At 63.3% G+C, this 23,821-nt stretch carries 27 protein-coding genes; 9 read left to right on the top strand and 18 right to left on the bottom strand.

The window, feature by feature from the left end; all coding sequences use genetic code 11:
* Positions 1-43: 43 nt before the first annotated feature.
* From E5222_RS10375 to E5222_RS10345, 7 genes are all read right to left on the bottom strand, one after another.
* Positions 44-454 (bottom strand): hypothetical protein, encoded by a 411-nt coding sequence (locus tag E5222_RS10375; RefSeq protein WP_136693673.1) that lies wholly within the window; start codon positions 452-454, stop codon positions 44-46.
* A 9-nt stretch (positions 455-463) separates the two neighbouring features.
* Positions 464-1,291 carry an HAD-IIA family hydrolase gene (locus E5222_RS10370; protein WP_136693672.1) on the bottom strand — a complete coding sequence of 276 codons (828 nt, stop codon included), beginning with the start codon at positions 1,289-1,291 and terminating at the stop codon, positions 464-466.
* A gap of 144 nt (positions 1,292-1,435) precedes the next feature.
* Complete coding sequence (locus tag E5222_RS10365; protein WP_136693671.1) at positions 1,436-2,896, bottom strand: biotin carboxyl carrier protein; 1,461 nt, start codon at positions 2,894-2,896, stop codon at positions 1,436-1,438.
* A 123-nt stretch (positions 2,897-3,019) separates the two neighbouring features.
* The gene (locus tag E5222_RS10360; protein ID WP_211196126.1) at positions 3,020-3,490 is read right to left on the bottom strand and encodes an acetyl-CoA carboxylase biotin carboxyl carrier protein; all 471 of its coding nucleotides are present in this window, start codon (positions 3,488-3,490) and stop codon (positions 3,020-3,022) included.
* Positions 3,487-4,536 carry a PEP/pyruvate-binding domain-containing protein gene (locus E5222_RS10355; RefSeq protein ID WP_136693670.1) on the bottom strand — a complete coding sequence of 350 codons (1,050 nt, stop codon included), beginning with the start codon at positions 4,534-4,536 and terminating at the stop codon, positions 3,487-3,489. The genes E5222_RS10360 and E5222_RS10355 overlap by 4 nt, the downstream gene beginning before the upstream one ends.
* The gene (locus E5222_RS10350) at positions 4,533-5,027 is read right to left on the bottom strand and encodes a hypothetical protein (RefSeq protein ID WP_136693669.1); all 495 of its coding nucleotides are present in this window, start codon (positions 5,025-5,027) and stop codon (positions 4,533-4,535) included. Before E5222_RS10350 ends, E5222_RS10355 begins: the two co-directional genes overlap by 4 nt.
* Positions 5,027-6,865, bottom strand: a complete 1,839-nt coding sequence (locus E5222_RS10345; protein WP_136693668.1) for a PEP-utilizing enzyme — start codon at positions 6,863-6,865, stop codon at positions 5,027-5,029. The genes E5222_RS10350 and E5222_RS10345 overlap by 1 nt, the downstream gene beginning before the upstream one ends.
* Positions 6,866-7,184: 319 nt before the next feature.
* Here E5222_RS10345 and E5222_RS10340 point away from each other — a divergent pair, with 319 nt between their 5' ends.
* Both E5222_RS10340 and E5222_RS10335 read left to right on the top strand, forming a co-directional pair.
* Positions 7,185-8,087, top strand: a complete 903-nt coding sequence (locus E5222_RS10340; RefSeq protein WP_136693667.1) for a DUF8021 domain-containing protein — start codon at positions 7,185-7,187, stop codon at positions 8,085-8,087.
* A gap of 141 nt (positions 8,088-8,228) precedes the next feature.
* A complete protein-coding gene (locus E5222_RS10335; RefSeq protein WP_136693666.1) occupies positions 8,229-9,416 on the top strand; it encodes a cation:proton antiporter in 1,188 nt (395 codons plus the stop codon).
* A 6-nt stretch (positions 9,417-9,422) separates the two neighbouring features.
* On the opposite strand, the gene E5222_RS10330 is transcribed toward E5222_RS10335, so the two are convergent.
* Positions 9,423-10,400, bottom strand: a complete 978-nt coding sequence (locus tag E5222_RS10330; RefSeq protein ID WP_169053550.1) for an AraC family transcriptional regulator — start codon at positions 10,398-10,400, stop codon at positions 9,423-9,425.
* A gap of 105 nt (positions 10,401-10,505) precedes the next feature.
* Here E5222_RS10330 and E5222_RS10325 point away from each other — a divergent pair, with 105 nt between their 5' ends.
* A complete protein-coding gene (locus tag E5222_RS10325; RefSeq protein WP_136693664.1) occupies positions 10,506-11,279 on the top strand; it encodes a hypothetical protein in 774 nt (257 codons plus the stop codon).
* A 10-nt stretch (positions 11,280-11,289) separates the two neighbouring features.
* Here the strand turns inward: E5222_RS10325 and E5222_RS10320 are convergent, their stop codons facing one another.
* Entirely contained in the window at positions 11,290-12,126 is an 837-nt protein-coding gene (locus tag E5222_RS10320) for a DODA-type extradiol aromatic ring-opening family dioxygenase (protein ID WP_136693663.1), read from the bottom strand.
* 126 nt (positions 12,127-12,252) lie between these two features.
* On the opposite strand from E5222_RS10320, the gene E5222_RS10315 reads away from it, so the two are divergent.
* Genes E5222_RS10315 through E5222_RS10305 form a run of 3 tightly spaced genes read left to right on the top strand, consistent with a single transcriptional unit; the run spans position 12,253 to position 14,871 of the window.
* The gene (locus tag E5222_RS10315) at positions 12,253-13,290 is read left to right on the top strand and encodes an amidohydrolase family protein (protein WP_136693662.1); all 1,038 of its coding nucleotides are present in this window, start codon (positions 12,253-12,255) and stop codon (positions 13,288-13,290) included.
* Between the two features lie 10 nt (positions 13,291-13,300).
* Positions 13,301-13,741, top strand: a complete 441-nt coding sequence (locus tag E5222_RS10310) for a hypothetical protein (RefSeq protein WP_136693661.1) — start codon at positions 13,301-13,303, stop codon at positions 13,739-13,741.
* Entirely contained in the window at positions 13,738-14,871 is a 1,134-nt protein-coding gene (locus E5222_RS10305) for a CaiB/BaiF CoA transferase family protein (RefSeq protein WP_136693660.1), read from the top strand. Before E5222_RS10310 ends, E5222_RS10305 begins: the two co-directional genes overlap by 4 nt.
* A 3-nt stretch (positions 14,872-14,874) precedes the next feature.
* Here the strand turns inward: E5222_RS10305 and E5222_RS10300 are convergent, their stop codons facing one another.
* Positions 14,875-15,228 carry a hypothetical protein gene (locus E5222_RS10300; protein ID WP_136693659.1) on the bottom strand — a complete coding sequence of 118 codons (354 nt, stop codon included), beginning with the start codon at positions 15,226-15,228 and terminating at the stop codon, positions 14,875-14,877.
* A 111-nt stretch (positions 15,229-15,339) separates the two neighbouring features.
* Here E5222_RS10300 and E5222_RS10295 point away from each other — a divergent pair, with 111 nt between their 5' ends.
* On the top strand, positions 15,340-16,506 hold the full coding sequence (locus E5222_RS10295) for an OsmC family protein (protein ID WP_136693658.1): 1,167 nt from the start codon (positions 15,340-15,342) through the stop codon (positions 16,504-16,506).
* Between the two features lie 30 nt (positions 16,507-16,536).
* The gene (locus E5222_RS10290) at positions 16,537-17,091 is read left to right on the top strand and encodes a CDP-alcohol phosphatidyltransferase family protein (RefSeq protein WP_136693657.1); all 555 of its coding nucleotides are present in this window, start codon (positions 16,537-16,539) and stop codon (positions 17,089-17,091) included.
* 9 nt (positions 17,092-17,100) lie between these two features.
* Here the strand turns inward: E5222_RS10290 and E5222_RS10285 are convergent, their stop codons facing one another.
* Positions 17,101-17,868: a DUF2189 domain-containing protein gene (locus E5222_RS10285; RefSeq protein WP_136693656.1), complete on the bottom strand. Its 768-nt coding sequence runs from the start codon at positions 17,866-17,868 to the stop codon at positions 17,101-17,103.
* A gap of 164 nt (positions 17,869-18,032) precedes the next feature.
* Here E5222_RS10285 and E5222_RS10280 point away from each other — a divergent pair, with 164 nt between their 5' ends.
* Positions 18,033-18,827, top strand: coding sequence for an alpha/beta fold hydrolase (locus E5222_RS10280; protein ID WP_169053549.1), 795 nt, complete (start codon positions 18,033-18,035; stop codon positions 18,825-18,827).
* Between the two features lie 40 nt (positions 18,828-18,867).
* Here the strand turns inward: E5222_RS10280 and E5222_RS10275 are convergent, their stop codons facing one another.
* The 7 genes from E5222_RS10275 to E5222_RS10245 form a co-directional block, all read right to left on the bottom strand.
* Complete coding sequence (locus tag E5222_RS10275; RefSeq protein ID WP_136693654.1) at positions 18,868-19,188, bottom strand: UrcA family protein; 321 nt, start codon at positions 19,186-19,188, stop codon at positions 18,868-18,870.
* Positions 19,189-19,314: 126 nt separating this feature from the next.
* The gene (locus E5222_RS10270; protein ID WP_136693653.1) at positions 19,315-20,157 is read right to left on the bottom strand and encodes a class III extradiol dioxygenase subunit beta; all 843 of its coding nucleotides are present in this window, start codon (positions 20,155-20,157) and stop codon (positions 19,315-19,317) included.
* Positions 20,158-20,562 carry a protocatechuate 4,5-dioxygenase subunit alpha gene (ligA, locus tag E5222_RS10265; protein ID WP_136693652.1) on the bottom strand — a complete coding sequence of 135 codons (405 nt, stop codon included), beginning with the start codon at positions 20,560-20,562 and terminating at the stop codon, positions 20,158-20,160.
* A 119-nt stretch (positions 20,563-20,681) separates the two neighbouring features.
* A complete protein-coding gene (locus E5222_RS10260) occupies positions 20,682-21,059 on the bottom strand; it encodes a PilZ domain-containing protein (protein WP_136693651.1) in 378 nt (125 codons plus the stop codon).
* Positions 21,060-21,142: 83 nt separating this feature from the next.
* On the bottom strand, positions 21,143-22,036 hold the full coding sequence (locus E5222_RS10255; protein ID WP_136693650.1) for a DUF8021 domain-containing protein: 894 nt from the start codon (positions 22,034-22,036) through the stop codon (positions 21,143-21,145).
* 24 nt (positions 22,037-22,060) lie between these two features.
* Positions 22,061-23,086 (bottom strand): DUF8021 domain-containing protein, encoded by a 1,026-nt coding sequence (locus tag E5222_RS10250; protein WP_136693649.1) that lies wholly within the window; start codon positions 23,084-23,086, stop codon positions 22,061-22,063.
* Between the two features lie 95 nt (positions 23,087-23,181).
* Positions 23,182-23,814 carry a glutathione S-transferase family protein gene (locus E5222_RS10245; protein WP_136693648.1) on the bottom strand — a complete coding sequence of 211 codons (633 nt, stop codon included), beginning with the start codon at positions 23,812-23,814 and terminating at the stop codon, positions 23,182-23,184.
* Positions 23,815-23,821 lie beyond the last annotated feature (7 nt).

Raw genomic sequence — 23,821 nt, 5'->3', positions numbered from 1 at the left:
GCCGCCGCGCGCGGGACCATTTCGTTGATGGAATAGCAGAGGGTCAATCCACACCTTCGCCGAGTTCGTCCTCGGTCATGTTCTTTCGGGCGATGCCAAAGCGGCGCAACTCGATCTCGCCCGTATGTTTGACGTGGCATGCCTGGATCAGTGCCCACATCGGCGTCTCTTGGTCGTAATATTCCCAGACATTGCAGTGATAGGATGAATTCTGGAGCAGGAACTCCTCACGGCCTGGCAGGGAGGCGATGAAGCCCGCCTCTTCGAGCTCAGCCACGAACAGGTCGGCATCACTGCTCAGATAGGTAAGCCTGTCGAAGTAGGCATCAATCAATTCATCGCCGGAGAGGTCCGATGCGAGGACATCCTCCAGTGGAATCGTTTCCCTGGATGCGCAGGCGGCAAGCGATAGCAGCACTAAGGTGGGCACAACAAGGCGCACAACTGCGTTCATGCCGCTGGCTTAACCCAGTCCGCAGGCCTCCACCAGTTCGCCGATATTGGCGATCACCAGATGCGGTGTCTTTTCGGGCGGCTGGGCGGCCCATTCCTCGGCGCTGGTGGAGCCTGAGGTGACGGCGATGCCGATCGCGCCAGCCTCACGCGCCATCAGCATTTCCGCCGTCGCATCGTCGCCCACCACGCCGACATCTTCCTTGGCGATGCCTAGCGTGTCGGCGATCACTTCCATTGCGTGTGCGGAGGGCTTGCCGGTCGGTTCCGGCTCTACCCCGGTCACGCGGTTGATCGCGCCGTTGATCGCGCAGGAATAGCCGAAGCTGCGGCCTTCCTTGGTGGCGAAGAAGGGCACGTCGCTGGCGGATAGGAAGGCGGCGCCGTCCATCACCCGCTCGCAGCCGAGGTGGATGTGGTCCATCACGCAATCGGGATGCCAGGCGACATAGACGGCGTCGGCATGCTTCGCGTCGTCATCGCCGAGCATCGAGCAGGAGACGCCCATTTCGGTGAGCGCCTCCGCCACGCTTTCGAGGCCGAGCACGAGGACGTTGGAATAGCCGCGATCGGCGATCACTTTGGCCGCTACGGAGTTAGGCGTGAACAGCTTCTCGTCCGGCACGGGCACGCCCGCATCGCGCAGGCGCGGGCCTTGCACGCGGGACGGATAGGCGCTGCCATTGGTCAGCGCGAGCCATGGGATGCCGAGCCGGTCCAGCTCGCCCAAGGCCTCCGCCGCGCCTTCGATGGGGTCATAGCTGCCCAGCTTGCGGTTGGAGAGGATCAGTGTCCCGTCGAGATCGAACATGAAGCCTTTCGGCTTGCGGATGGTCATGCAGTGTCTTCCCAATTCGTCATTGCGAGGAGCCGCAGGCGACGCGGCAATCCGGGGCGTCGCGCGCAACCACTCTGGATTGGTTGCCTACGGCGAGCTTCGCCGCCGCCGTTTCACTCCACACAATGACGGGAGTGGTGGGTCTCACGCGGAGACCTCAAGTTTGAAGTCCTCTTTCTCCAGCCCAAAGCTGTCGACATCGCGGCGGGAGAGGACGGTGCGCAGCAGTTCCATCACCGCCACCGTATCGGGATCGTATTCGCGTGGGGCAGGACCGGCGTCCTGCATGGCGTTCACTAGCTCAGCAGGCATGGTGGCGCGCAGCAGGAATTCTTCGTCGGACAGGGTCTCGCCGATCTTCTTCCTGAGCGTCTTCAAGTCCGCCATGCCTGTTTCGGCTTCCAGCTCCTTGGTGCGCGGATTAGACATGATGCGGTCCATCACGTCGGGATCGACGGGCGCATTGGGGCGGCCGAACTTGCCGATGGCGAAGCGGATGATCTCGTCCGGGATAATCTCCCAGCGTCCCTTGCCGGTCACGTTCATCATCGCCTGCGTCTGCAGCATCTGGGCGAAGGGCGTCATCACGATGGGCCAGCCAAGCTCCTGCCGAACGCGGCCCATCTCCTCGATCACCGCCTGTTCCAGATGCGGCACATTCTGGTCGGCGAGGTGGCGGCGCATGGTGCCGACCATTCCGCCGGGCAGGTTGTGCTGGAAATAGGCGGCATCGAAAGCCATCGGGCTGCCGGTGGGCAGGCCTTCCGCCTCAGCCGCAGCGGTCCAGAAGTCGGCGACTTCCTGCGCTGCCTCGTCGTCGATTTCCACCTCATGGCCTTGCGCGCGCAGGTTGCGGATCATGCGCATGATCGGCGGGTTGCTGGTCCCGTCCGCCGCGCCGCCGCTGGCGCATTGCATCGCCGCCACGCCGAGGTCCGCCGCCTCGAGGCAAGCCGGTTCGGCAAGGCCGATGGTGCAGTGATTGTGCAGTTCGAGCGGCTTGTCACCGATCTCGGCCAGGATCGCAGGGATCAGCGTCTGCGCGCGCTTGGGCGTCAGCAGGCCGCCGGGGTCCTTGATGTAGAGCGCGTCGATATCGGGGCTGGCGGCCATGATGCGGGCCGCCTCGGCATAATGCGCATCGTCATGGATCGGGCTGATCGAATAGACGAGCGCCCCCACCACCTGATCGCCGCCCGCGCGCTTGACCATCTTGGCGACGTCGGCGTTCGCCTGCGCATCGTTCATCGGGTCCGCCAGTGCGAAGCGGCGAATGCCGTTGGTGGCGAGCGTGCGGAAGGCCAGCTCCATGAATTCGGGCGTCGCCGTTTCCCATGCGATGAAGCGGAAGCCGGTGGAGAGGAACTGCAAGGGCGTGTCCTTGCAGATCTCCGCCATGCCGCGGATCCGCTCCCACGGGTCCTCCTGCTTGTAGCGCACCGCCACGCCCATATGAGTGGAGGTGGTGAAATCGATAGCGCGATAGCCTGCTCGCTCCATCGCAGGCGCGATGGTCAGCGTCTTGGCGGTATCCACACCCAGCGCGCCCCACAGGCACTGGTTACCGTCTCGCAGCGACGTTTCAACGATGCCAATCTTAGCCATGGCGCGAGTACCTTTCCGACCCGTTCGTCATCCCCGCGAAGGCGGGGATCCAGCGCGGAGCCACGAGCGCCTCAATCTGGATTCCCGCCTTCGCGGGAATGACGAGGAAAGAAACAATCGCCATCAGCCGTCCACCTTCACGCGGATGAGCGCCTGGCCTTCCTCCACCGCCGTGCCGTTTTCGGCGAGGAGTGCGGTGATCGTGCCCGCAACGCCCGCGCGGATCGGGTTCATCAGCTTCATGACTTCGATAATGCCGATGGTGGTGTCGGGGCCGACCTTGTCCCCCACGGCCACGAAGGGCGGTTCGCCCGGACGCGGCGCGGCGTAGAAATTGCCGAGCAGCGGGGCGGGGACGTCAACCTCGTCGCTGGCCGCAGCAGCGGGTGCAGCGGCAGAAGGTGCAGGCGAGGGAGCAGGCGCGGGAGCCGCTTCCACCTCGTCCACCTCGCGCTCGGACCAGCCGCCACCGCCGCCGCCATCGCGGCGGATGCGCAGCTTGAACTCGCCCATCTGCAAGTCGAGCGAGGTGAAGTGGCTCTCGTCGAGCAGCTTGGCGATTTCGGCAATGTCCTTGCCGGACAGACGGCTCACTTGCGCCCTCCGAAGATGTTCATCACATGCGCCATCGGATTGTCGACTGGCGCCGCGACGGGCTTGGCCTCGGCATCTTTCATCGACCATACGGTCTCCGGGCGGGATTGCAGCAGCAGGATGTTGCCCTCTTTGTCGAGAGCCCATTCGATATCCTGCGGCTTGCCGTAATGCCGCTCGATCCTGCGACCCACTTCGCGCAGGCCCATCAGCTCATCGTCGGTGAGGCAGGGCGCCTTGCGCATGTCCTCGTCATTCTCCAGCTCGACAATTCCGCCACTGTCGGCGGGTACCTGCCGCGCATGCTTGTCGGAGATGTCGCGCTGGCTGATCTCGCCGGTGATCTTGCCGAGCACCCATTTGTCCGGCGTCACCTCGCCCGAGACGACAGAGGAGCCGAGGCCCCATGCACCCTCGATAGTGATGACAGACTTGTCGCCCGTGGTGGGTGAACGAGTGAACATCACGCCAGCGCATCTGGCATCGACCATCTGCTGCACAACCACGGCCATCGCCACCTGGTCTTCAGGGAAGCCCTGCTTGCGGCGATAGGTCATGCTCTCGACCGAATAGAGGCTGCCCCAGCATTCGCGCACCTTGTGCGCCATGTCCTTCGGCGTCAGCACCCACAGGAACGTGTCCTGCAGGCCGGCAAAGCTCGCATCTTCGGCATCTTCCGTGGTGGCGGAGGAGCGCACGGCCACCGGCTCGCCATCCGGGCAGAGCTGGCGCATGGCATCGGTGATCGCCTGCTCGACTTGTGCCGGCATTGGCTCTTCCATCACGCGGGCGCGCAATAGTTCGGACAGCTTGGTCGCCGCGCCATGGTCCTGCGGGTCGAGCGCTTCCACCAGCGGGCGGATCGGCTCACGCGCTTCGAGAGCCGCAAGGAAAGTTTCGAAGGCTGAAGTGGTCACCACGAAGCCGGGCGGCACGGCAATGCCCGCGCTGGTCAATTCGCCCAGCGAACCGCCCTTGCCGCCCACGGTAGGGCGATCGGCAATGCCGACATCGGCAAACCAGGCGACGGCGTTGAAACTGCTCACAGCAACGACCTCAACCAATAGAACGCCCCATAGACCAGAGCAATCACTGTGCCGAACGCAATCAACCAGCCGACCCCTTCTATTAATGCGGTTAGATAGAGCGGAAAAACCCGTCCTCGAAATGCCCTAACCAAGTTGAAAAGGTTTATCGAAGCATGAAAGCGAAAGCCTCGATCCACCGGCGTTACAGCGTAAGCGTGAACTGGAATCACGGGCAGCCACAACGCAGTCAAAAAATATAACTTCACATGGCCGGCTGGAATTCTCGCATCATGGAGCCAGCCGTATAGTCCCCCTCCGAAACCCATCACCCTAAACAGCGGCGGCGGCGTTGAGACGGACGAGAAGAATCGAACGACATCAGGAGCCGATCCTCGAAGGGCAATCGAAGGGTTTCCCCTTCTCGAATCAACTTCGGTTCGAGAGCTGACCTTCCGCATCTGCCGTTCGGACCAGCCAGCCCCATCAGACGAGTCCTCGTCGCGTGTCATCACGCGTCCTCCAGCACCGGCTCATTATCGAGGATGCTTACCGTGCCCTTACCGCCATCGACACGGATGCGCGCGCCGTCCTTGATCTTGAGCGTGGCGGAGCCGGTGCCAACCACGGCGGGCAGGCCATATTCGCGCGCGACGATGGCCATGTGGCTCATCGATCCGCCGATATCGGAAACCGCCGCGCTGATCTTCTGGAACAGTGGTGACCAGGTGGGATTGGTGACCTGGCAGACGAGGATATCTCCCTGCTGGATACGGCTGATTTCAGCGACGGACTTGATCACGCGCGCCGTGCCTTCGACCACGCCGGAGCAGGCGGCAAAGCCCTTCAGCTCGTTGGGATCGCTTGTCCCATCGGACAGCCAGCTGTCGAGATTCTCGCGGGTGATGCCCCACAGCATTACGATGGCCGGATCGTCGATCACGTCGGGCACATGGCCCAGCGCCGGGGGCACGGTGTGTTCTGCCCAGGTGGCGATGGCTGCTTTCCGCTGTTCGACGATCGCGGGCCAGCGCTGCGGGCCGATCGGAGCGGAGCCGGAGGACCAGCTCAGCATCAGATCCACAATCGCGCTTTCGAGCTCGTAATGGGTGAGGTGGAACACGTCCTCCTCGCGAGCGAAGAAGCCGTGTTCCACCAACAGGGCACCGAATTCCCTGATCTTGTTGAAGAACAGGTTCGTGTACCAATGTTCGCAATAGAACTTGTGACCCTCGACATAGGGGAAGACGCGGTGCGCGAGCTCGATCAGCTGGTCATAGGTCGCCCTGTCCTCATCGGTATCGAGGAGTTCGCGATAGTCGGCGACGAGCTGCTCGCGCTCCTCCACCAGCCTGTCCATCGGGCGTTCGATATTCTCGCCCGCCTTGATCTTCTCGATATAGCCGGGAAGCGCCGCGAAAGGCATGGAGAGGTCATCGTTCCAGCTGCGGTGATAGTGGTAGAAACCATCGCCGACATTGACGTTGAACCACGGGTTGCGGCTGGTCTCCAGCTCGCCCAGCCATTCCTTGCCGCTGTTTCCAACCGCATCCAGATCGGCCAGCACCTTGTCGATATCCATGTCATCGGTGAAATGCTGATCCACGCCCAGTTCCACGGCGCGGCGGGCGAGGCGTTTCACTTCCTCGTCCGGCTTGAATATCTCGGCTTCCATACCGGCGACCATGCGGCTGATCGCCTGGTCGGAAATCTCCGGGAAGGCCTTCTTGCAGAAATCGAAGAAGGTCAGATAGGCGCCATATCCGAGCAGCAGGAACTCGAAATGGTGGTGCCACATGCGGAAGTAGCCTTCGAGCGTCTTCCGGTATGTGTCGATCAGCTCGTGATTGGCGGCCACGCCCTTGCCGGTATGGGTGGTTTCGATGGGCTCGAGATCGGGTAGATGCGGCGTCGGAAGCGCCTGCGCATCGGCGATCAGCGCCTTCATCTTGTCCTTCCACTGGTCGTAGAGCTTCTCCCAGTGCTCGTAATAATAGAAGGCGCGCTGCTGGAATTCGGCCGTGCGTGCCTCGATCTCGGCCGGATCGGTTACCGGCACGCCGCCGATAAAGACGCGGCCGTTGATGACGCGATGATCGATGCCCTTGGTGGTGGGCAGCACGTGTACACGGGTGTTGAAGCTCCCCAGCGCGCAATAGGCGGCTTCCGCCGTGATCATGTCGAAATGATGCATCGGCTCGGGGAAATGCATCGAATTGTAGAACCAGAAGCGCTCGTCATCGCCGGGCTGGAACTGGGTGTAATAGGGGTAGGCGGCCTGCGCCTCCTCCGTACCGGGGACGACCTTCACCGAGCTGGGAAGCGGGAATCCCTTTTGCGCATCGCTCATGCTGATACCTTTCAGACGGGTTTTGACGCGCCGCCCCGTCTCTGATGGACGGTGGCGGCGCGTGCAGGCTCCTCTCCAAGCCTTTTACTTATTGCGCTTCACGACCCGAAGCGCACGCGGACACGTTGTACTTGCCAGCAGAATACCGCGCTCTTCACGCCGCCCAAAGGATTCGGGCGCATGGCAAATGGGACAAAAGCGCATGATGTTTTGTCTTGTTTCTTCCGAAACAACATTGTTTCCAGCTAACCGACGGGGCCGGATCGACATTGCGTCCGCATTTGATTAGCCTTGCTAACGGTTTTTCGGGAGAGGGAAAATGCGATTCTGGAAGGATGCACGGCGTCTTGCCGCAGGGGTAGTGGCGGGTTTTCTGGGGGCTTTTGCCATGGCCCCCGCAGCACAGGCGCAGGATTGTGACAGGGCCTGCCTGTCGAACCATATTACGGCGTTTGCAGAGGCACTTGAGGCGCGTGACCCCTCGCGCCTGCCGGTAACCGATGACGTCCGCATTACCGAGAATTCGCGCCTCGTCGAACTGGGTGAAGGCGCTTGGGAGATCGTGACCGAACGGCTGGATTTCCGCCACGATTACATCGACACCGCCCACCAGGTCGCCGCCGCCCACCTCGCCTATCGCGATGGCGATGTGCCCGTGCTGGTCACCGTGGTGCTGCGCGCGGAAGGCGACATGCTCTCCGGCATCGAGACGCAGGTGCATCGCGTGACGCCCGACTCGCCTTTCCAGCCCAACCAGCTGCACACGCCCGTGCGCGGCATGGACCGGGCCGTGCCCGAAGGCGAGCGCATGTCGCGCGAGGACATGGTGGCGATGGCGCTGCTCTACACCGAGGGGCTGCGCATCGGCAACTTCACCGATGCCGGCGTGCCCTTTGCTCCGGAAACCTATCGCGTCGAGAACGGCGTGATCACCGCGGGCGAGGGCTGCGGCTGGGGCAATTGCGGCATGTATGAAGGGCGCATCATGTTGCACCCGGAGATCATCCCCAGCGTGGTCGCGGTGGATGAGGAGTACGGCACCGTCCTCCTCTGGATGAATTTCGGCGACACCGGCTCCTATGGCGAGGATATCGCTCTCATCACCTATGAGGCGTTCAAGATCTGGGGGGACGAGATCCACGCGATCAACGCCTTCTTCGATTTCCAGGCGTCGAGCACGCCGCGCTTCTGGGCCAGCGAGGATCCCGTCGCGCGGCGGTAATTCCGGACACGGCCGCGCATGAGGCCATGACGCCGGGAAAGGGCGATTTCCCTGCTTCCCATCGCCGGGTTTCTGGCGCATCTGCGCATGTCGGCCCGGTTGTTCGCAACCGGCGCTGCATGGGGAGAGTGGCTGACGCCGATGCCAAATACCGTCGAGACGTTTCTCGTCGCCCTGCTGGTGATTTTCGCGGTTCCGTGGAGCCTGTGGCGTTTCTTCAGGACGGACTATTTCGCGCCCCTCGTCGTGGTCCAGATCCTTGTCGGCATTCTGCTGGGACCGGGGGCGCTGGGGGCAGTCTATCCCGCATATTACCAGGCGATCTTCACGCCCGATGTGGTGACCGCGCTCAACGGCATTGCCTGGTGGGCCGTGATGCTGTTCGTCTTCGTTGCCGGGATCGAGCTGGACCTGAAAGCCGCGCTCGACGGCTGGCGCGACACGGCGGTCACCGCGGGCTTCGCACTTGCCACGCCCTTCCTGTTCGGCGCCCTTGCGGCGGCCGCCATCCTGCAGGCGCCCGGCTGGCTGGGAAGCGATGGCAGCTATGTGCAGGGAGTGGCGGGTATCGGGATGGCCTGCGCGGTAACGGCATTGCCGATCCTGGTGCTGCTGATGGAGCGGATGGGCATCTTTCGCCAGCCCCTCGGCCAGCGCCTGCTGCGCTATGCCAGCCTCGATGACATAGCGATCTGGGCGGTGCTGGCCCTCATCCTTCTCGACGGGGAGCGGATCGCGCGGCAGGCCGCATTCCTGCTGGTGTTCGCCTTGCTGGCATGGGCCTTGCGCCAGCTCATGCGCCGCGTGGCGGAAAGCGACCGCTGGTATCTCGGCCTGGTATGGCTGGCATTATGCAGCCTGGCAGCCGACTGGGCCGGGCTGCATTTCATGGTCGGCGCTTTCCTTTCGGGCTGCGTGCTGGAATCCGACTGGTTCGACCGCCGCAAGCTCGATGGTTTTCGCGAGATCGTCCTTCTCACCATCATGCCCGTCTTCTTTCTCAGCACTGGCCTCAGGACCGATTGGAGCGGTGGCGGATGGGCAGTCGCCGGTGTCGCGGCCATGCTGCTGGTCGCGGCAGTAGCGGGCAAGCTGGCTGGGGTTCACATCGCCGGAAGGGTGCTGGGCTGGCGTTCCGGTGAGGCATGGGTCATCGGCTGGATGTTGCAGACCAAGGCGCTGATCATGATCATCTTCGCCAACGTCCTGCTCGATCGCGCGATCATCGCCCCGCAGACATTCACCGCCCTGTTGCTGATGGCCATCGCCAGCACCATGCTGACCGTCCCGATGGTGACGCCCCGCCTGGCGCGGCTGGGGCAAGGCTAGCCAGCTCTAGCTCCTCGGCGCATTACCCGCGCGGAACTCGCGGGGGGTGATGCCGAAGCGCTTGCGGAACAGGCGGGTGAAATATCCCGGATCGAGGAAGCCGGTGCGAAAGGCGATATCGGCAATCGCCAACCCCACCGCGCGCGGGTCGGCCAGCAGCTCGCTCGCCCGGTCGAGCCGCGTGGCGTTGAGTTCCTGCACGAAGCTGGTGCCGCTCGCCGCCAGCAGCGTCTGGAGGTAGCGCTTGGAAATCCCCACCTGGCGCGCGACCAGTTCAGGCGAAAGGTCCGGGTCGGCATAGTCGCTTTCGATCCGCCGCAGGATGCGCGCGGCCAGCTGGTTCCTGTGCCGGGGAGCCTTGTCCGTTTCCTCCATGCCCGTCGCGAGCGCCAGCAGGCTGCCGAACTGCTCGGCAATCAGCGGGCGGGGCAGGGGGGCATCGTCCAGCCCGCCGTCGAGGATCGTCTCGATCAAGGCACCCAAGGGTGCACCCCATCCGGCGCTGGCGGAAACCGGCCTGGCAAGCAGGGTGGAGGGGTCGGGCAAGTATTTCTCCAGCCAGCCCTGCGGCATCATCAGGTCGATGCATTCGTGTTCGGTGGACATTTCCATCTGGTAGAAGCGGGTGTTGTCGAGCAGCACGAATTGCCCTGGCGCCACGTCGAACGTACGCCCGGCCATGGTGGTGCGCAGCACGCCGTGGCGCGCATAGACCAGCTGGATCGATGGGGAGGCGCGCATTGGTGCGCCTTCCTCGCCAATATGGGTGACGCGCTGCGCGGGTGCATTGATATGCAGCAGGCGCAGCTGGCCGATCCCGTGGCTGACCCATTGCGCCGCAAAGGCATTGGGGTCGAACAGCTCCACCTCGATCGGGGCGATCGTGCTCGCCGCCCAGTCACGCCAGGCGCTGATCGCATCGCGTTGGGCGAGCCCTTTCGAGCTCCAGCTTTCGTCCTTGGTCACGGCGGCGGGGCGGTTCATGCAGGCAAGGCTAGGCCGGGCGGAGGAACGGGGCAAGGTGTCACCGCCGGGGACCATTGCCTCGCCACTGCAAGGCGCTAATCTGCCGGACGGGGAGAAGAGGATATGGCCACCGCATCCACAGCCGGTGCCGCGCAGGATAAGTCCGTGCGGCGAGGTTTTCGACGGAGCTTCCACTTCTGGATGGTCCTGCTGATGTGCGCCTTCGTCTTCGCGGGCTTCGGCATGAGCTATCTCTACCCGACGGCCGTGGGAACGCGATCGGGCGATCCGCCTGTCGTCCACCTGCACGGGCTGGTCTTTTTCGCCTGGATGGTGCTGCTGCTTGTCCAGTCCGCACTGGTGAATGCGAAGAATTTGAAGCTGCACCGGTCGCTGGGCACTTTCGGCATCTCGATCGCCACGCTGGTCGTGGTCATGGGCGCGATGATCACGATCGTGGGAGCATCGGGCGCCATGGTGACGCGGTCGCTGGATGATCCGACCACCGCCAAGGTGTTCTTCCTGTCGGTCGTCGCGCCGCCCAGCTTCGCCGCCATCTTCGTCATGGCCATCCGAGCCGTGAAACGAAACATCGCCGAACACCGAAACCTTGTCCTGATCGCGACGATTGCCGTGCTGATGCCGGGGATCAACCGCACATATATGCACGGGCTGGGTGCCGAAGGCGTGCCTGTCTTCGCGACCTATATGACGATGAATGCGATGCTGGCCGCCGTGCTGTTTCGCGAATGGCGGGCATCGGGAAAGGTCGGCATTGCCAGCTGGATCGCAGCGGCCATCGTGGTCATCCCGCAGCCGGTCAACTGGCTGGTTTCCTCCACGCCGCAGTTTCACGAATTCGTCTACTGGCTCGGATCGCTGGTCTATTATCGCTAGGCCCCGCAGGTCAGCTGACGGGTAGCGGGGCGTCGCCGAAGCGGAAGCTGGAAGCGGTGATCGCCCCGAAGAAATCTTCCTGGTGGTAGGAGAGGTGCGCCTCCTCCTCCATCGCCGCGCCGACAGCCGCGTGAAGCGGCATCAGGTGATCCTCGCGCGGGTGGACATGGCGGGCGGCAGGGGCCTTTTCCCAGTCTAACAAGTTGCTGGCGCGCGGCTCACCCGTCGCGCCCAGCAGCGCTTGCTGCAACCAGCCGTCGAATGCGCGCGAGGCATCGCGACCCACCGGCCCCATGGCGCGCAGGTTGTGGAAGCTCAAACCGCTGCCAACAACCAGCACGCCCTCGTCGCGTAAGGGTGCCAGCAGCTTTCCGGCTTCGACATGCAGCGCCGGATCGAAGTCCTTGCGGATCGACATCTGCACGATCGGCATCGCGGCTTCCGGATAGATCGCCTGCATCAGGCTGAAGGTGCCGTGGTCGAAACCTCGCGCCGCGTCGATATTCGCGGTCATCCCGCCATCGCGCAGCAGGCCGGCTGCACGCGCGGCGAGCGAGGGCAGGCCCGGGGCCGGATAGGTGATCTCGTAGGTCTCCGGCGGGAAGCCGTAGTAATCGTAGATCATGCCCGGCCGCTCGGCGGCGGAGAAGGTAAAGTCCTCCGTCTCCCAATGCGCCGTCACCACCAGCACCGCCCGCGGTTTCTCGTCCAGTTCGCGGCGCAGCGCCTTCAGCGAAGCGTCGAGCACGGCATAGGCCGGAGCCATATTGGGCATCCACGGCCATGGTCCGCCGCCATGGCTGAGATAGTATGTCGGGAGCGTAGAGGCGGTCGTCGTTTCGGTCATGGAATGCAAATGGTGAGGCTGGCCGCATCCGGCAATACAGGAGGACTTTGGCGCACCCCACGAAAATGTTTGCGGCAGACCCATGCTCCGCCTTAGGCTCGCGCAAAAGAGGAGGGGGAGAGTTTAATGGGAAGCAAGTGCCGTCTGATCGCATGCGAGGAAGCATGGTCGATCCCCGAAGTCGCAGAGGAATTGCGCAAGGTTGCGCGCGGCCCCTCGCAAAGCTCTGACAAGCTGCTGGTGGGCGGGATCTACGACGCGGACCATGACACCACCGGTTATGGCAAGATGAACTTCCTCGAAGGCCTGAAGGACATCGAGAATCAGCGCCTGCCGCAAATGGACGAGTATGGCGTGGACATGCACCTGCTGACGCTGACGGCGCCGGGGGTGCAGATGTTCGATGCGGATACCGCCACGGAGCTTGCGGCGCTCAGCAATGACCGGATGGCGGAAATCTGCCGCAAATATCCGTCGCGTTTCGCCGGCCTTGCCAGCTTCGCCCCGCATTCGCCCAAGCGCGCCGCCAAGGAGGTTGAGCGCGCGATGACGGAGCTGAATCTCAACGGCCTGGTCGTGAACAGCCACACCAATGGCGAATATTTCGATGATCCCAAGTTCTGGCCGATCTTCGAAGCGGCAGAGGCGCACAATGCCACGATCTATATCCACCCGCGCGGCCCGTCAGACACGCTGAAGGGTCCGCTTATGGACTATGCGATGGATTCAGCCATGTGGGCATACGGCGTCGAAGTCGGCACCAATATGCTCCGCATGATGGCAGGCGGCGTGTTCGATCACTTCCCGAACCTGAAGATCTGCGTCGGGCATATGGGCGAGATGGTGCCCTTCTTCATTTGGCGCATCAATTTCATGAATTCCCGCGCGCAGGAAGTTGGCCGTGCCCCCAAGACGAAGCGCAGCATGGAAGAGTATTTCAAGGATAATTTCGTCTTCACCACCAGCGGCGTGGAAGACCCGCTGGCCCTGCGCTATGCGATTGACCGCATGGGCGTGGAGAACGTGATCTGGGCGATCGACTATCCCTACCAGCCGATGAAGCCGGCCGTCGATTTCATCAATGATTTCGAATGCACCGATGACGAAAGGCACGCCCTGTGTCATGGAAATGCCGAAAGGGTGTTCCATATAAATCCCGAATAGGGAGGTCCGTATGGTTGCATTTCTGGGTTTCGTGGCGGCGATTACGCTGGTGATGTGGCTCGCGCCGCAATCGCCGGCGGCCAAGGCGCTGAACGAGCAGCTGGTGGCACGGCCGCTTGCCGCGCTCGAAAAGGTCGAGCGGCATCACCTGCTCTATGCCGTGTTCCTGGGTGTGCTGATGCTGGGCGGCGGCGAGATGCTGGTCATCTTCGGGCCGGAATTCATCGCCGCCTATGCGATGGAAATGGCGATTTATTTCGATGCGGTGATCGTCACCTATGCGCTGTCGGCATGGGCAGAGATGCGCAAGGGCTTCGGCTATCTTTCGCGGCCCATGGCGGGCCTTTCCCGGTCGATCCGGCCACGCCGCAAGCGCACTGCGCGCAAGCCTGCGGGTGTGCGCAAGGCCTCCAATGACGATGACCCCGCGCCTGTGGAGATTGCAGCGTGAGCGGCGGCGAACCCCCTCTGAAAGGCATCAAGGTCGTCGAACTGGCGCGCATCCTTGCCGGGCCATGGGCGGGCCAGATCTTCGCCGACCTTGGCGCGGAGGTGATCAAGGTGGAAAGCCCCGAAGGCGACGATACGCGCCGCTGGGGGCCACCCTTCGTCGTCAATGCCGATGGCAGCAAGGAAGCCGCCTATTTCCACGCGGCCAATCGCGGCAAGACCTCCATCGTCGCCGATTTCAAGGATGCGGACGACCGGGCGAAGGTGCTCGACCTCATCCGCGAGGCGGACGTGGTGATCGAGAATTTCAAGACCGGCGGCCTTGCCAAATACGGCCTCGATTACGAGAGCTGCGCGAAGATCAATCCGCGCCTCGTCTATTGCTCGATCACCGGCTTCGGCCACACCGGCCCTTATGCGCCTTTCGCGGGCTACGATTTCATCGTGCAGGGCATGAGCGGGATCATGGACCTGACGGGCGAGAAGGACGGGCCGCCGACCAAGATCGGTATGGCCTATGCCGATATCATGACCGGGCTTTACGGCGTGATCGGCATCCAGGCCGCTTTGCACCAGCGGGAGAAAACCGGGCGCGGGCAGCATATCGACATGGCGCTGCTCGATACGATGGTGGGCACGCTCGCCAACCAGGCAATGAACTACCTCATCGGCGGGATGGTGCCGCACCGCATGGGCAATGCCCACCCCAATATCGTCCCTTACGAGGCTTTCCCAACCTCCGACGGCTGGCTGATCATTGCAGTCGGTAATGACCGGCAATTCGGCCGTCTGGCGGAACTGCTGCAACTGGTCCTCGAACCCGGATGGGAAAGCAATGAGGGCAGGGTGACCGACCGCGAGGACGTCTCCGCCGAAATCGCCTCCAAGACCCGCCGCTGGGAACGCGACAAGCTGCTCGTCCTGCTGGAGGAGCATGGCATTCCCGCAGGGCCGATCAACGATGTGGCAGAGGCGCTGAACGATCCGCAAGTGCAGGCGCGCGGCATGGTGATCGACATGGAACGGCGGGACGGGACCAAGGTGAAGGGCATTCGCACGCCGATCACCTTCTCCGATGCGGAGCTGGCATTGGGAACGCCATCGCCGCGCATGCCGAAACGCGGTGAATAGGCGCTAGCGTTTCGCCAGTGCCTCTCGCGCGGCCTCGACCAGCCAGGCAGGAGCACTGACGCCCGGTCGATCGGGGAGACAGATGAGGTCGATCGGGCCGTCCAGCTCCAGCTCCTGCCACTTGCCGGTCGCAATGCTCGCCGCGCGGCGGTAGTCCTTCCCGTCGGGACCGCGATAGGTGAATGCGATGCGTTTGCCGCTGGGGACGCCGCCCGTGCTGCCGGTGCGGAACTTCTTCACCACCGTGCCCGTCACCGGAACGCCGCGCCGGGCAAGCTCGCCGAACTGGCGCCCGCGCCACACCACGACCGCGATGATCGCGGCGAGGATGAGGGCAATGGGGAGGATGACGCTCATGCCCCCTCATAACTTCCGGAGCGGCAACTGGCGAGGCGCTTCACCGCCTGTCCTTCGCCGTTGGCGAAACCGCCCGGCCCCGCTAGGACATCGGGCAAGAGAGGGACAGGCATGGCTGGCCACACCAATATCCTGGGCGCAGAGTCCCGCCCCCGCTTTTTCGCGGTGGCTGGCGGTACGGCGAAGCTGTCCCCGCCGCCCAACCGCAAGGGCATTGCCGTGCGCTTTGCTGCCCGTTCGCTCTCCGTGATGCAGAAGGAAGGGCTGGTCGCCTCTAGCAATGGCGACACGGTCTGGCGGCTGGTTTCGGACGAGGGTGCCTATCTCGACGGTTTCGATGAGGCGCCTTGTCCGCTGTCGTTCCTCACCACCGGCATGGTCTCAAGCTACATGACCGAACTGCTGGCGCTGGCCGAACAGCGCGGGATCGCCATTCGGGATGTCACGCTGGTGCAGGACAATTTCTACACGATGAAAGGCTCCGCCCTCAAAGGCACGATGACGGGCGGGGCGAAGGATATCGAGCTGGAAGCGCGGATCGATAGCGATGCCGATGCCGAGGCCTTGCGCGCTCTGGTCTGCGATGCGGTAGCCGCTTCTCCGCTCAACGGCCTGATGCGCGGAGAGAAGGAGAGCCTCTTCACGCTCACGCACCACGGCAGGCGGGTAGTCCCCGACAAGGCGAAGCCGGTGATCGGTGATGTGCCCGATGATCCGGCAAAGCTGATCGAGGGCGTGGAGCCCGCCACAAACACTGAGTTGATCCGCCGCGCCGGCATGAGCCCGCTGACCGAGGAGGCGACCAGCTCGCAAGGTTCGTCGCTTGCTGAGGAGCAGGACCGCGTGCTGCATATTCGCGGCATCTGCACATTGCGCGATGACGGGGTGAAGAGGATCGAACAGCAGCTGTTCAACCCGCACGGTTCGATCTTCCATTACCTCTGCGACGAGCATGGCCGCGCGCCCGATGCGGCAAGCTATATCGCTGCTGGCATCGGCTTCTGCTTTATGACCCAGCTGGGCCGCTATGCGAAGATCGCGAAGAAGGACCTGGCGGCCTACAACATCGTGCAGGACGTTCACTTCTCGCTGGGCGGCGCGAGCGGCGGCACCGGACAGGCGGGAAGCGCCGATCCGGTGGAAACGCATGTCTATTTGCATTCATCCGAGGATGACGAATTCGCCCGCGCCGCGCTCGACATGGGGGAGCAGACCTGCTTCCTTCATGCCTTCTGCCGCACCGATCTGAAGGCGAAAGTGCGGGTGGTGAAGGCCTGAACTGGTCGGGTCGCGCAGGGGAGGGGCACAATTCGCAATCCGGCCAACCTGCTGACGGCCTATCGCATCGCCGCCGCCCCGGTCATCGCGGTGATGGCGCTTGCTGGATATCGCGACGCCTTCTTCATCCTGCTGATCGTCAGCTACATCACCGACCTGATCGACGGGCCGATCGCCCGACGTATGGGGCTGGCTTCGGACAAGGGTGCCAAGCGCGATTCCTTCGCTGACGGATCGACCGTTCTGGCGGGGCTACTGGGCCTGTGGCTCTTCGAATGGGAGACGGTGCGAGGCGAGCTGGCGTGGATCCTCTCCTTCCTTGCGATCTATGCGACCTCCGCGGGGTTCGGCTTGGCGAAATTCCGCGTCCTGCCCGCCTACCACCTCTATTTGTCGAAGATCGCTGCGAGCGGCGCGGGCCTGTTCGTCGCCTCGCTCTATCTCTTCGGATATTCGCGGATTTTCTTCATTGCAGCGCTGGTCCTCGGCATGCTGGCCAATCTGGAGACGATCCTCGTCACGCTCAGGCTCAAGACCTTCCGTGCCGATATCGGTAGCATCTTCCGGCTTCGCGAGGGCGAATAGGCGCCGCCGTCACCCGATCGCGCGGCGATAGAGGTGCCATGAGGCATGGCCCAGCACGGGCAGCACCACCAGCAGGCCAAGGAAGGCGGGAATGCTGGCGAGGAACAGCGCCACCGCGATCAGCAATGCCCAGCCGAGCATCACGGGCTTGTTAAAGCCGACCGTCTTCCAGCTCGCGATCATCGCGGTGATCAGGTCCACGTCGCGGTCGATTAGCGTCGGCAGGCTCATGACCGTCAGGCAGAAGGTGAACAGGGCAATCGCCGCGCCAACCGCTCCGCCGACCACCAGCATCGTCATCCCGGCAGGCGTCCAGAGCATCGCGAGCGATTCCGTGGTCAGCCCGGCCTGCGCCAGGAAGATGTAGAAAATACCGTGCGCCAGGATCACCCAGAAGGCCACGATCACGAAGATGATGACGCCAAGGCCCATGATCTGGTCATCCCCGCGCCCGCGCAGCGCGCCCAGCACATGGATCCAGCCGATGGGCAGTCCCGCCTCACGCCTGCGGCTGACCTCGTAGATCCCGACAGCGGTGAAGGGCGCGATCAGCGGGAAACATGCGACGGCCGGGACCAGCCACACCACCTGCCCATGCGTGACCAGCGCATAGGCGATGCCGATCCCCGCCAACACGTAGACCGCAGAAATCGCCAGCGCATATTGCGGACAGGCGGCGAAATCGCGCCAGCCAGCGGCGAGCGCGGTCGTAATATCCGACCATGCCAGGTCGCGTGCGATGGTGACGGGCTGTTTCGCCCGCTCGCTGTTTTCCATGACACCTCTCCCCCAAAGCGAAGTGCTCCAGTCTTGCCGACTACCCGGCAAGTCCCATGCAGAGAATGATCTGGCGCAAAATCGCGCACATTGCTTTGACTCGTGCCGGAAAGCGGCGATCATGCGGGCGTGCATCTTCTTGGGGAGGATCGATCATGTTGAGAATGGCTTTCGCGCTCGCGCTGTCCACCTGCCTTGCCACCCCGCTGGCGGCCGCTTCGGTGGAGGACCTGCCGATCAAGTCCTCCGTCATGGGGAGGGGCGAGACGGTGATCTTCGTCCATGGCTGGACTTGCGACGAGACCGCATGGGATGCGCAGGTCGAGTATTTCAGCGAGAATTACCGCGTGGTGACGCTCGACCTTCCGGGCCACGGCATCAGCGCCTCCCCCGCCAAGGAGGACTTCTCCATGGACCTCTTCGCCGCCGCCGTGGAAGCGGTGCGCAATGAAGTGGGGGCGGACAAGGTCGTGCTCGTCGGCCATTCCATGGGCGGCGCGGTGATCCGACAATATGCGGTGAACTATCCCGACCACGTGGCAGGGCTGGTCGCCGTCGATGGCCCGCTCGACATGCGCACCATGGCGGGCGTGAATTTCGGCGAGCTGACGCTGGAGCAGCGTGGCCAGTTCGTCGACAGCATGTTCGTGGAAGGCACCAGCGAGGAATTGCGCGCCGAAATCCGCGGCGTGATGCTCTCCGCCCCCGCCGACACCGCACATGGCGCGATGAATGCGATGCTCGATCCTTCGCTGCAGACCGACGATGTGATCGCCGCGCCCGCGCTGACCGTGCTGGCGGGCCAGACCAATTTCCCCATCGATGACAGCCAGCGCGAAGTCCTCACCGACTGGCAGCACACCAGCGTGCCCGGCACAGGCCACTTCCTGATGATGGAGAAGCCGGACGAGTTCAACGCGCTGCTGGAAAGCTTCCTGACCGAGCGCGCACAGTTCTGAAGGCGCGGGTGCGGATTACGCACCCGCGCCTTCAGTCGTATCAGCGGCTGGCGATGCGCACGCCGTCATGTTCGGCGCGGGCAATGGCGGTGAGCAGCGGGCTGTCGATCGCCGCGACATATTGCTGCACCAGGTTCCGCGCGCATTCGTGCTCCATGCGGATTTCCCAAACGGTGCGCGAGGGGTTGGCGCAATTGCGGCGGCTGTGCAGCTCGATCCGCTCGAACAGGGCCTGCGCCGCATCGGGCGTCGCCAGCTCTGCCTCGTGATAGCGGAAGCCGACTTCGACCTCCGAACCGGCCGAAACAGGAGTGGCCGCCACGAAAAAGGCCACTCCGGCCAGGGTAATAAGGGTACGCATTTATTCCTCCATCAATCTGTCTTGATGGAGCGCGAACTGGCTGTCTCTCGTGGTAGCTGCAGTGGTAACTATCGTGGAAAGGCCGCCAGCCAGCGTGGTATTTGCGTGGGATTGTGGGGGCTGGGCCTAACTCCGCGCCTCATAGACCACATGGCCCACTGCCGTATTGCTGGCGGGCACGCGGTAGAAGCGGTGCTTCTCTTCGACACCATAGCCGAGCGCGGCGCGCATGATCAGCCACATGATCAGCTCGATCCCCTCGGTGCCGGTCTCGCGCAGATATTCGAGGCGGGTGATATATTTCAGCTCCTCCGGCTCATGCGCGAGCAGGTCGATGAAGCGCTGGTCGAATTCGGCGTTGATCAGGCCGGCGCGCGTTCCCTGCAGCTGGTGGCTCATGCCGCCAGTACCCCAGACCTGCACGTCGAGGTCTTCGGGGAAGGTCTTCACCGCATTGCGGATCGCCTCGCCCAGCTTCCAGCAGCGCTCGCCACTGGGCGTCGGGAACTGCGTGACATTGACCGCGAGCGGGATGACCTTGCAGGGCCATTCCTCCGGTTGGCCGAAGACCAGGCTGAGCGGCACGGTCAGGCCGTGATCCACGTCCATCTCGTTGATCAGCGTGATGTCGAATTCGTCGATCACCAGCTGTTCGGCGATATGGGCGGCGAGGTCGAGGTGGTTCTTCACAACCGGCACGGGGCGGCGGCCCCAGCCTTCGTCGGCGCTCAGGAATTCTTCCGCAAAACCGATTGCGAAGGTCGGCACGATGTCGAGCATCAGCGCGGAGGCATGATCGTTATAGGCCAGGATCACCACGTCGGGCATGTTGTCCTTCACCCATTCCTTGACGAATTCATATCCGTCGAAAACGGGCTTCCAATAGGGATCCTGCGTCTTGCCAAGGTCGATGGCTGCACCGATGGCGGGGACGTGGCTGGTGGCGATACCGGCGGTGATACGGGCCATTTACTTGGCTTCCTTCTTGGAGCGGAGGCCTTCGGGCGAGCGGCCGCCTTCGAGCATCATTTGCGCATATTCGTCGGCCGACATGCCGGACATGGAGCTGACCGCCTTCTGCGCGCTCCAGCCGTCGGTGCTGGCGATCTTGACGAGGAAATACATGTTGCCGCCCAGCTCGATCAGCTTGGCGAGGTCGCGGTCGAGCACGGCCTGCTTCTGGTCCTCGGTCATCTTGAACTGGTCGAGATAGGTGCGTTCGTCCGCCTTGAACGCCTCGCGGTTCTCCGCTTTCATCAGGCTCATGCAGAACTTGTGCAGGTGATAGGCTTCGCGGCTGCGGCGCGCGTTGAACACCTTGGTGCCGGGAATGTCATCGAGCTCATCGAGCGAATAGAGCCTGGTGCGGGGCATGGGACGACCTCTTGTAGTTGGGCGCCCGCCCGTATCAGCCGGCGCGAGATACCTCCATATACGCGAAGTTGCGAAGATTGCATAAGCGCGTGCAAAAAACGCTGCCGGTTTTCGGGCAGTTAGATCTGGCGAGAGTTCAGGTACCAGTCGCGCGCGGCGCTGAAGGCGGCCTGCCGGGTGTGTTCCACCTGGCCGCTGTCGATGATCTGGCGGGTGCCGGTGACCACTTCTGGATCGAGCGGTTCGTCGAACTCAACCCCAGCCTGTTTCCCCAATGTCCAGACGACGCGTCCGAAGGCTTCGAATTCGAGCCAATTGAGCACGACGTCCTCACCCCTGACGAGCGCTTCGTCGCATTCGATATGCGCGCCCGTGCGCGACAGGTCGCGCAGGTTCATGCGGGGATTGGCACGCAGCGTGATAAGCTGGGCCGGGATCTCCGTGTGCAGGCGCGAATTGGTTCGCCTGCCGGTAGGGATGATGCGATCGTCCGCCATGGCCGGCCTGTATCGCCGGCCATGGGGAAACGTGGCGCGATGATGGAACTCGGTATTCCTACCTAACCTCCGCCGCTATTCGCTCAATCGGCGTTCGGATCCCTCCCGATCGGTGCGCCGCGCTCATCCACCTGCGGTCCCGGAATGGCGGTCAGCGTGTGGATCTGGCGGAACTTGCCGTCGATATAGCGGAAGGTGTGCACATCCGGACCGCCTGATTCCGAGCTGCCGAAACGCATGAACACGTTGATGACGCCCTTTTCCTCATCGATCAGGTAATCGCGATTGGTGAGGTAGAGGACGCCCGGCGGCATGCCCAGCTCGCAGGAGGCATGCGGATCGCCCGAGCGATTGGTGTAGGCACCGCCTTCCAGGCGCGCGCAGGGCGTGCCCCAGGGAATGTCCGTGAACTTGTCCATGAAGCCGTCGAGATAGGCGTTGGCGCCGCGGATCATCTCGGCCGGATCGGTCAGCTGGTACTTGAACAGGTCGGTCCAGTCTTCCTGCTGCGTGTAATAGAGATAGGCATCGGCGTTGAAGAGCCAGTCGCCTTCCTTGGTCACGATGGAATCGACCCGATAGACATCGCCTTCGTTCACGAACAGCCGGGTCCCGATCACATAAGGGACCGGGCCGGTGACGATGATTTCGGTGAAGGTCTTGCAGCGAACCGGGTCGTGGAAACTCATCGCATGGTCGATTTCCAGCGCCGTGTTCCACAGGCCTGCCGACGCATCCACCGTCTCCATATTCTCTAGGTAATGCGCATTGGAGACCAGCGGCAGGCCCGACAGGCTGCCGGAGCGCTGACCTTCGACATAGGCATCGGTCAGCGCCTTGAGCTCATCCTTCGTGCAGGTCGGCCGATCGACGCGCGTGGCGAGGCCTTCCACGCCGGGGCGCGCCTGTGCGAGCGCCGGACTTGCGGTGATCATCGTGCCGATGGCGGCGGCGGCGAGGGTAATTGCTTTCAGCATCGGTTTCTCTCCTCTCATCAGGTGTCAGCGCACGTCCATCGGTTCTTCGCTGCGGCACTGTTCGTAAGTGCTCCAGCCCGAGCAGATGCCGTAGGGACCGCGGATGAAGATCGCCTCGATCCGGCTGATGTCGCCATTCTCCACCTTGAACAGCTCGCCCAGCTGCCAGCTCCAGTTGATCGGGCGATGGTCGAAGAAGGCGAAGGCGAAGACCACGCCGCGTTCGACATCGACGGCAACGATGCGGCGGTCGCGGATCGAGGTGACCGCGCCGATCAGCGTGGTCTGCAGCTGCTCGCGGCAGCCCGCGCGCGCGCCCGATCCTTCGGGGCCAGCTGTGATGATGCCGTTTTCATAACGCAGGCAATCGTCGGTGAAGGGGTAGTAGTCATTGCCCGTATTGCGCTCCACCGCCTCGAAATAGGCGCTGGCGACTTCGACCAGTTCGGCGCGCGTGTGGCGTTCGGCTTCGGGCACGGCTTCGAGATAGCCGGGCCAGGGGCTGCCGAGTGCTTCCACAGCCTCGCCCGTTGCGGGGAAGGGGCTGGAGGGCGGGCCGGCATTGGGGCCAAGCGGGCGTTCGGGCCGCGCGGCGATCTGCTCGACTTCGGAGATCTTGCCATCGGTATCGATGCGCAGGCGCAAGGAAATGCCGACCGGATCGGATTCGAGCGTGGGCCCGGTGGCGGAGCTTCCCGCAGCCTCCTGCACGGTGACTAGCGCGGCGACCTGTCCGGTCACCACATCGGGCACGATCAGGCGATAGCCTTGGGGAGAGGACGTGGTTGCCCACAGCCCCTCATCGCCAAGCGGCATTTGCACGCCGTTTTCGGTGAAGCGGACGTTGCGGGCGAAGAGGTCGTCCGACACCTCGCCATCGCTCATCGCCTGCAGGTAACGCTCGACATAGCTTTCAAGGCAGGCGCGGTCACAAGACCGCGGTTCCATGTCGAGCGGTACGCCCGCCACCTGCGCGGCGGCCGGTGCGGCGAAAGCCGTGGTGGCGGCCATGACGGCGAGCGCACTCGCCAGACGAATCTGTCGGATCATCAATCCCCTCCCTATTTCCCGGGAGCGAATAGACCATGCGATCCGCGCTTAGGCCAGAGTGTTAATTGTAATGTAATGTGCCAGCGAGGCGCGCCTCACGCAGCCTGCGTGCGCTTGAAGGCAGGCCGCGCCTGCAGCCGCTGCCAATAGGCCGCGACATGGGCAGGCAGCGCCACTTCGCACTTCGTGAACTCGGCCAGCAGGAAGGCATAGCCGATCGAGATATCGGCGATGGTGAAGCGCTCCCCCGTTACCCATTCGCGCCCGTCGGCGAGGTGCCTGTCGAGAAAGGCGAGGCGCTTTTCTAGCTGGGACAACTGGTCCGCAATCGTGTTGTTGGTCTGCTCCCCAGTGAAGATGCGCGTGCGGAAAATCGTGCCCACGGGCGTCGCCAAATCCGCCTCCCCGAAATGCAGGAATTGCAGGTGTTCGGCATAGGCGGCGGGATCGGGCAGCGGGCCGGTGGTGAGCGCTATCGCCGCCTCGTTGCCCGCCACCAGCCTGCGCCCGGTGAGATATTGCAGGATCGCCAGGCTCTCGAACTGCGTGATCGGTGCATCGGCATCGTCGTCCACGATGGTGGGGACAGAGCCGAGCGGGTTCACCTTCAGGAAATCCTCCGGCACCGGAATGCCGAAGGTCTCGAGTTTATAGGACTCGCCCATCTCCTCCATCAGCCAGACCACGCGCTGGCTGCGCGAATTGGGCACGTGGTAGATCGTGATCATCGGCTGC

Origin of the sequence: Alteraurantiacibacter aquimixticola (genome assembly GCF_004965515.1) — a bacterium.
Classification (GTDB): domain Bacteria; phylum Pseudomonadota; class Alphaproteobacteria; order Sphingomonadales; family Sphingomonadaceae; genus Alteraurantiacibacter; species Alteraurantiacibacter aquimixticola.
This window is presented reverse-complemented; position numbering and strand designations above follow the sequence as displayed.

Coding starts and splice junctions, on each gene's coding strand:
- E5222_RS10375 (WP_136693673.1), bottom strand. CDS start 454: ATGAACGCAGTTGTGCGCCTTGTTGTGCCCACCTTAGTGCTGCTATCG.
- E5222_RS10370 (WP_136693672.1), bottom strand. CDS start 1,291: ATGACCATCCGCAAGCCGAAAGGCTTCATGTTCGATCTCGACGGGACA.
- E5222_RS10365 (WP_136693671.1), bottom strand. CDS start 2,896: ATGGCTAAGATTGGCATCGTTGAAACGTCGCTGCGAGACGGTAACCAG.
- E5222_RS10350 (WP_136693669.1), bottom strand. CDS start 5,027: ATGACACGCGACGAGGACTCGTCTGATGGGGCTGGCTGGTCCGAACGG.
- E5222_RS10345 (WP_136693668.1), bottom strand. CDS start 6,865: ATGAGCGATGCGCAAAAGGGATTCCCGCTTCCCAGCTCGGTGAAGGTC.
- E5222_RS10340 (WP_136693667.1), top strand. CDS start 7,185: ATGCGATTCTGGAAGGATGCACGGCGTCTTGCCGCAGGGGTAGTGGCG.
- E5222_RS10335 (WP_136693666.1), top strand. CDS start 8,229: ATGCCAAATACCGTCGAGACGTTTCTCGTCGCCCTGCTGGTGATTTTC.
- E5222_RS10330 (WP_169053550.1), bottom strand. CDS start 10,400: ATGAACCGCCCCGCCGCCGTGACCAAGGACGAAAGCTGGAGCTCGAAA.
- E5222_RS10325 (WP_136693664.1), top strand. CDS start 10,506: ATGGCCACCGCATCCACAGCCGGTGCCGCGCAGGATAAGTCCGTGCGG.
- E5222_RS10320 (WP_136693663.1), bottom strand. CDS start 12,126: ATGACCGAAACGACGACCGCCTCTACGCTCCCGACATACTATCTCAGC.
- E5222_RS10315 (WP_136693662.1), top strand. CDS start 12,253: ATGGGAAGCAAGTGCCGTCTGATCGCATGCGAGGAAGCATGGTCGATC.
- E5222_RS10310 (WP_136693661.1), top strand. CDS start 13,301: ATGGTTGCATTTCTGGGTTTCGTGGCGGCGATTACGCTGGTGATGTGG.
- E5222_RS10300 (WP_136693659.1), bottom strand. CDS start 15,228: ATGAGCGTCATCCTCCCCATTGCCCTCATCCTCGCCGCGATCATCGCG.
- E5222_RS10295 (WP_136693658.1), top strand. CDS start 15,340: ATGGCTGGCCACACCAATATCCTGGGCGCAGAGTCCCGCCCCCGCTTT.
- E5222_RS10285 (WP_136693656.1), bottom strand. CDS start 17,868: ATGGAAAACAGCGAGCGGGCGAAACAGCCCGTCACCATCGCACGCGAC.
- E5222_RS10280 (WP_169053549.1), top strand. CDS start 18,033: ATGGCTTTCGCGCTCGCGCTGTCCACCTGCCTTGCCACCCCGCTGGCG.
- E5222_RS10275 (WP_136693654.1), bottom strand. CDS start 19,188: ATGCGTACCCTTATTACCCTGGCCGGAGTGGCCTTTTTCGTGGCGGCC.
- E5222_RS10270 (WP_136693653.1), bottom strand. CDS start 20,157: ATGGCCCGTATCACCGCCGGTATCGCCACCAGCCACGTCCCCGCCATC.
- ligA (WP_136693652.1), bottom strand. CDS start 20,562: ATGCCCCGCACCAGGCTCTATTCGCTCGATGAGCTCGATGACATTCCC.
- E5222_RS10260 (WP_136693651.1), bottom strand. CDS start 21,059: ATGGCGGACGATCGCATCATCCCTACCGGCAGGCGAACCAATTCGCGC.
- E5222_RS10255 (WP_136693650.1), bottom strand. CDS start 22,036: ATGCTGAAAGCAATTACCCTCGCCGCCGCCGCCATCGGCACGATGATC.
- E5222_RS10250 (WP_136693649.1), bottom strand. CDS start 23,086: ATGATCCGACAGATTCGTCTGGCGAGTGCGCTCGCCGTCATGGCCGCC.
- E5222_RS10245 (WP_136693648.1), bottom strand. CDS start 23,814: ATGATCACGATCTACCACGTGCCCAATTCGCGCAGCCAGCGCGTGGTC.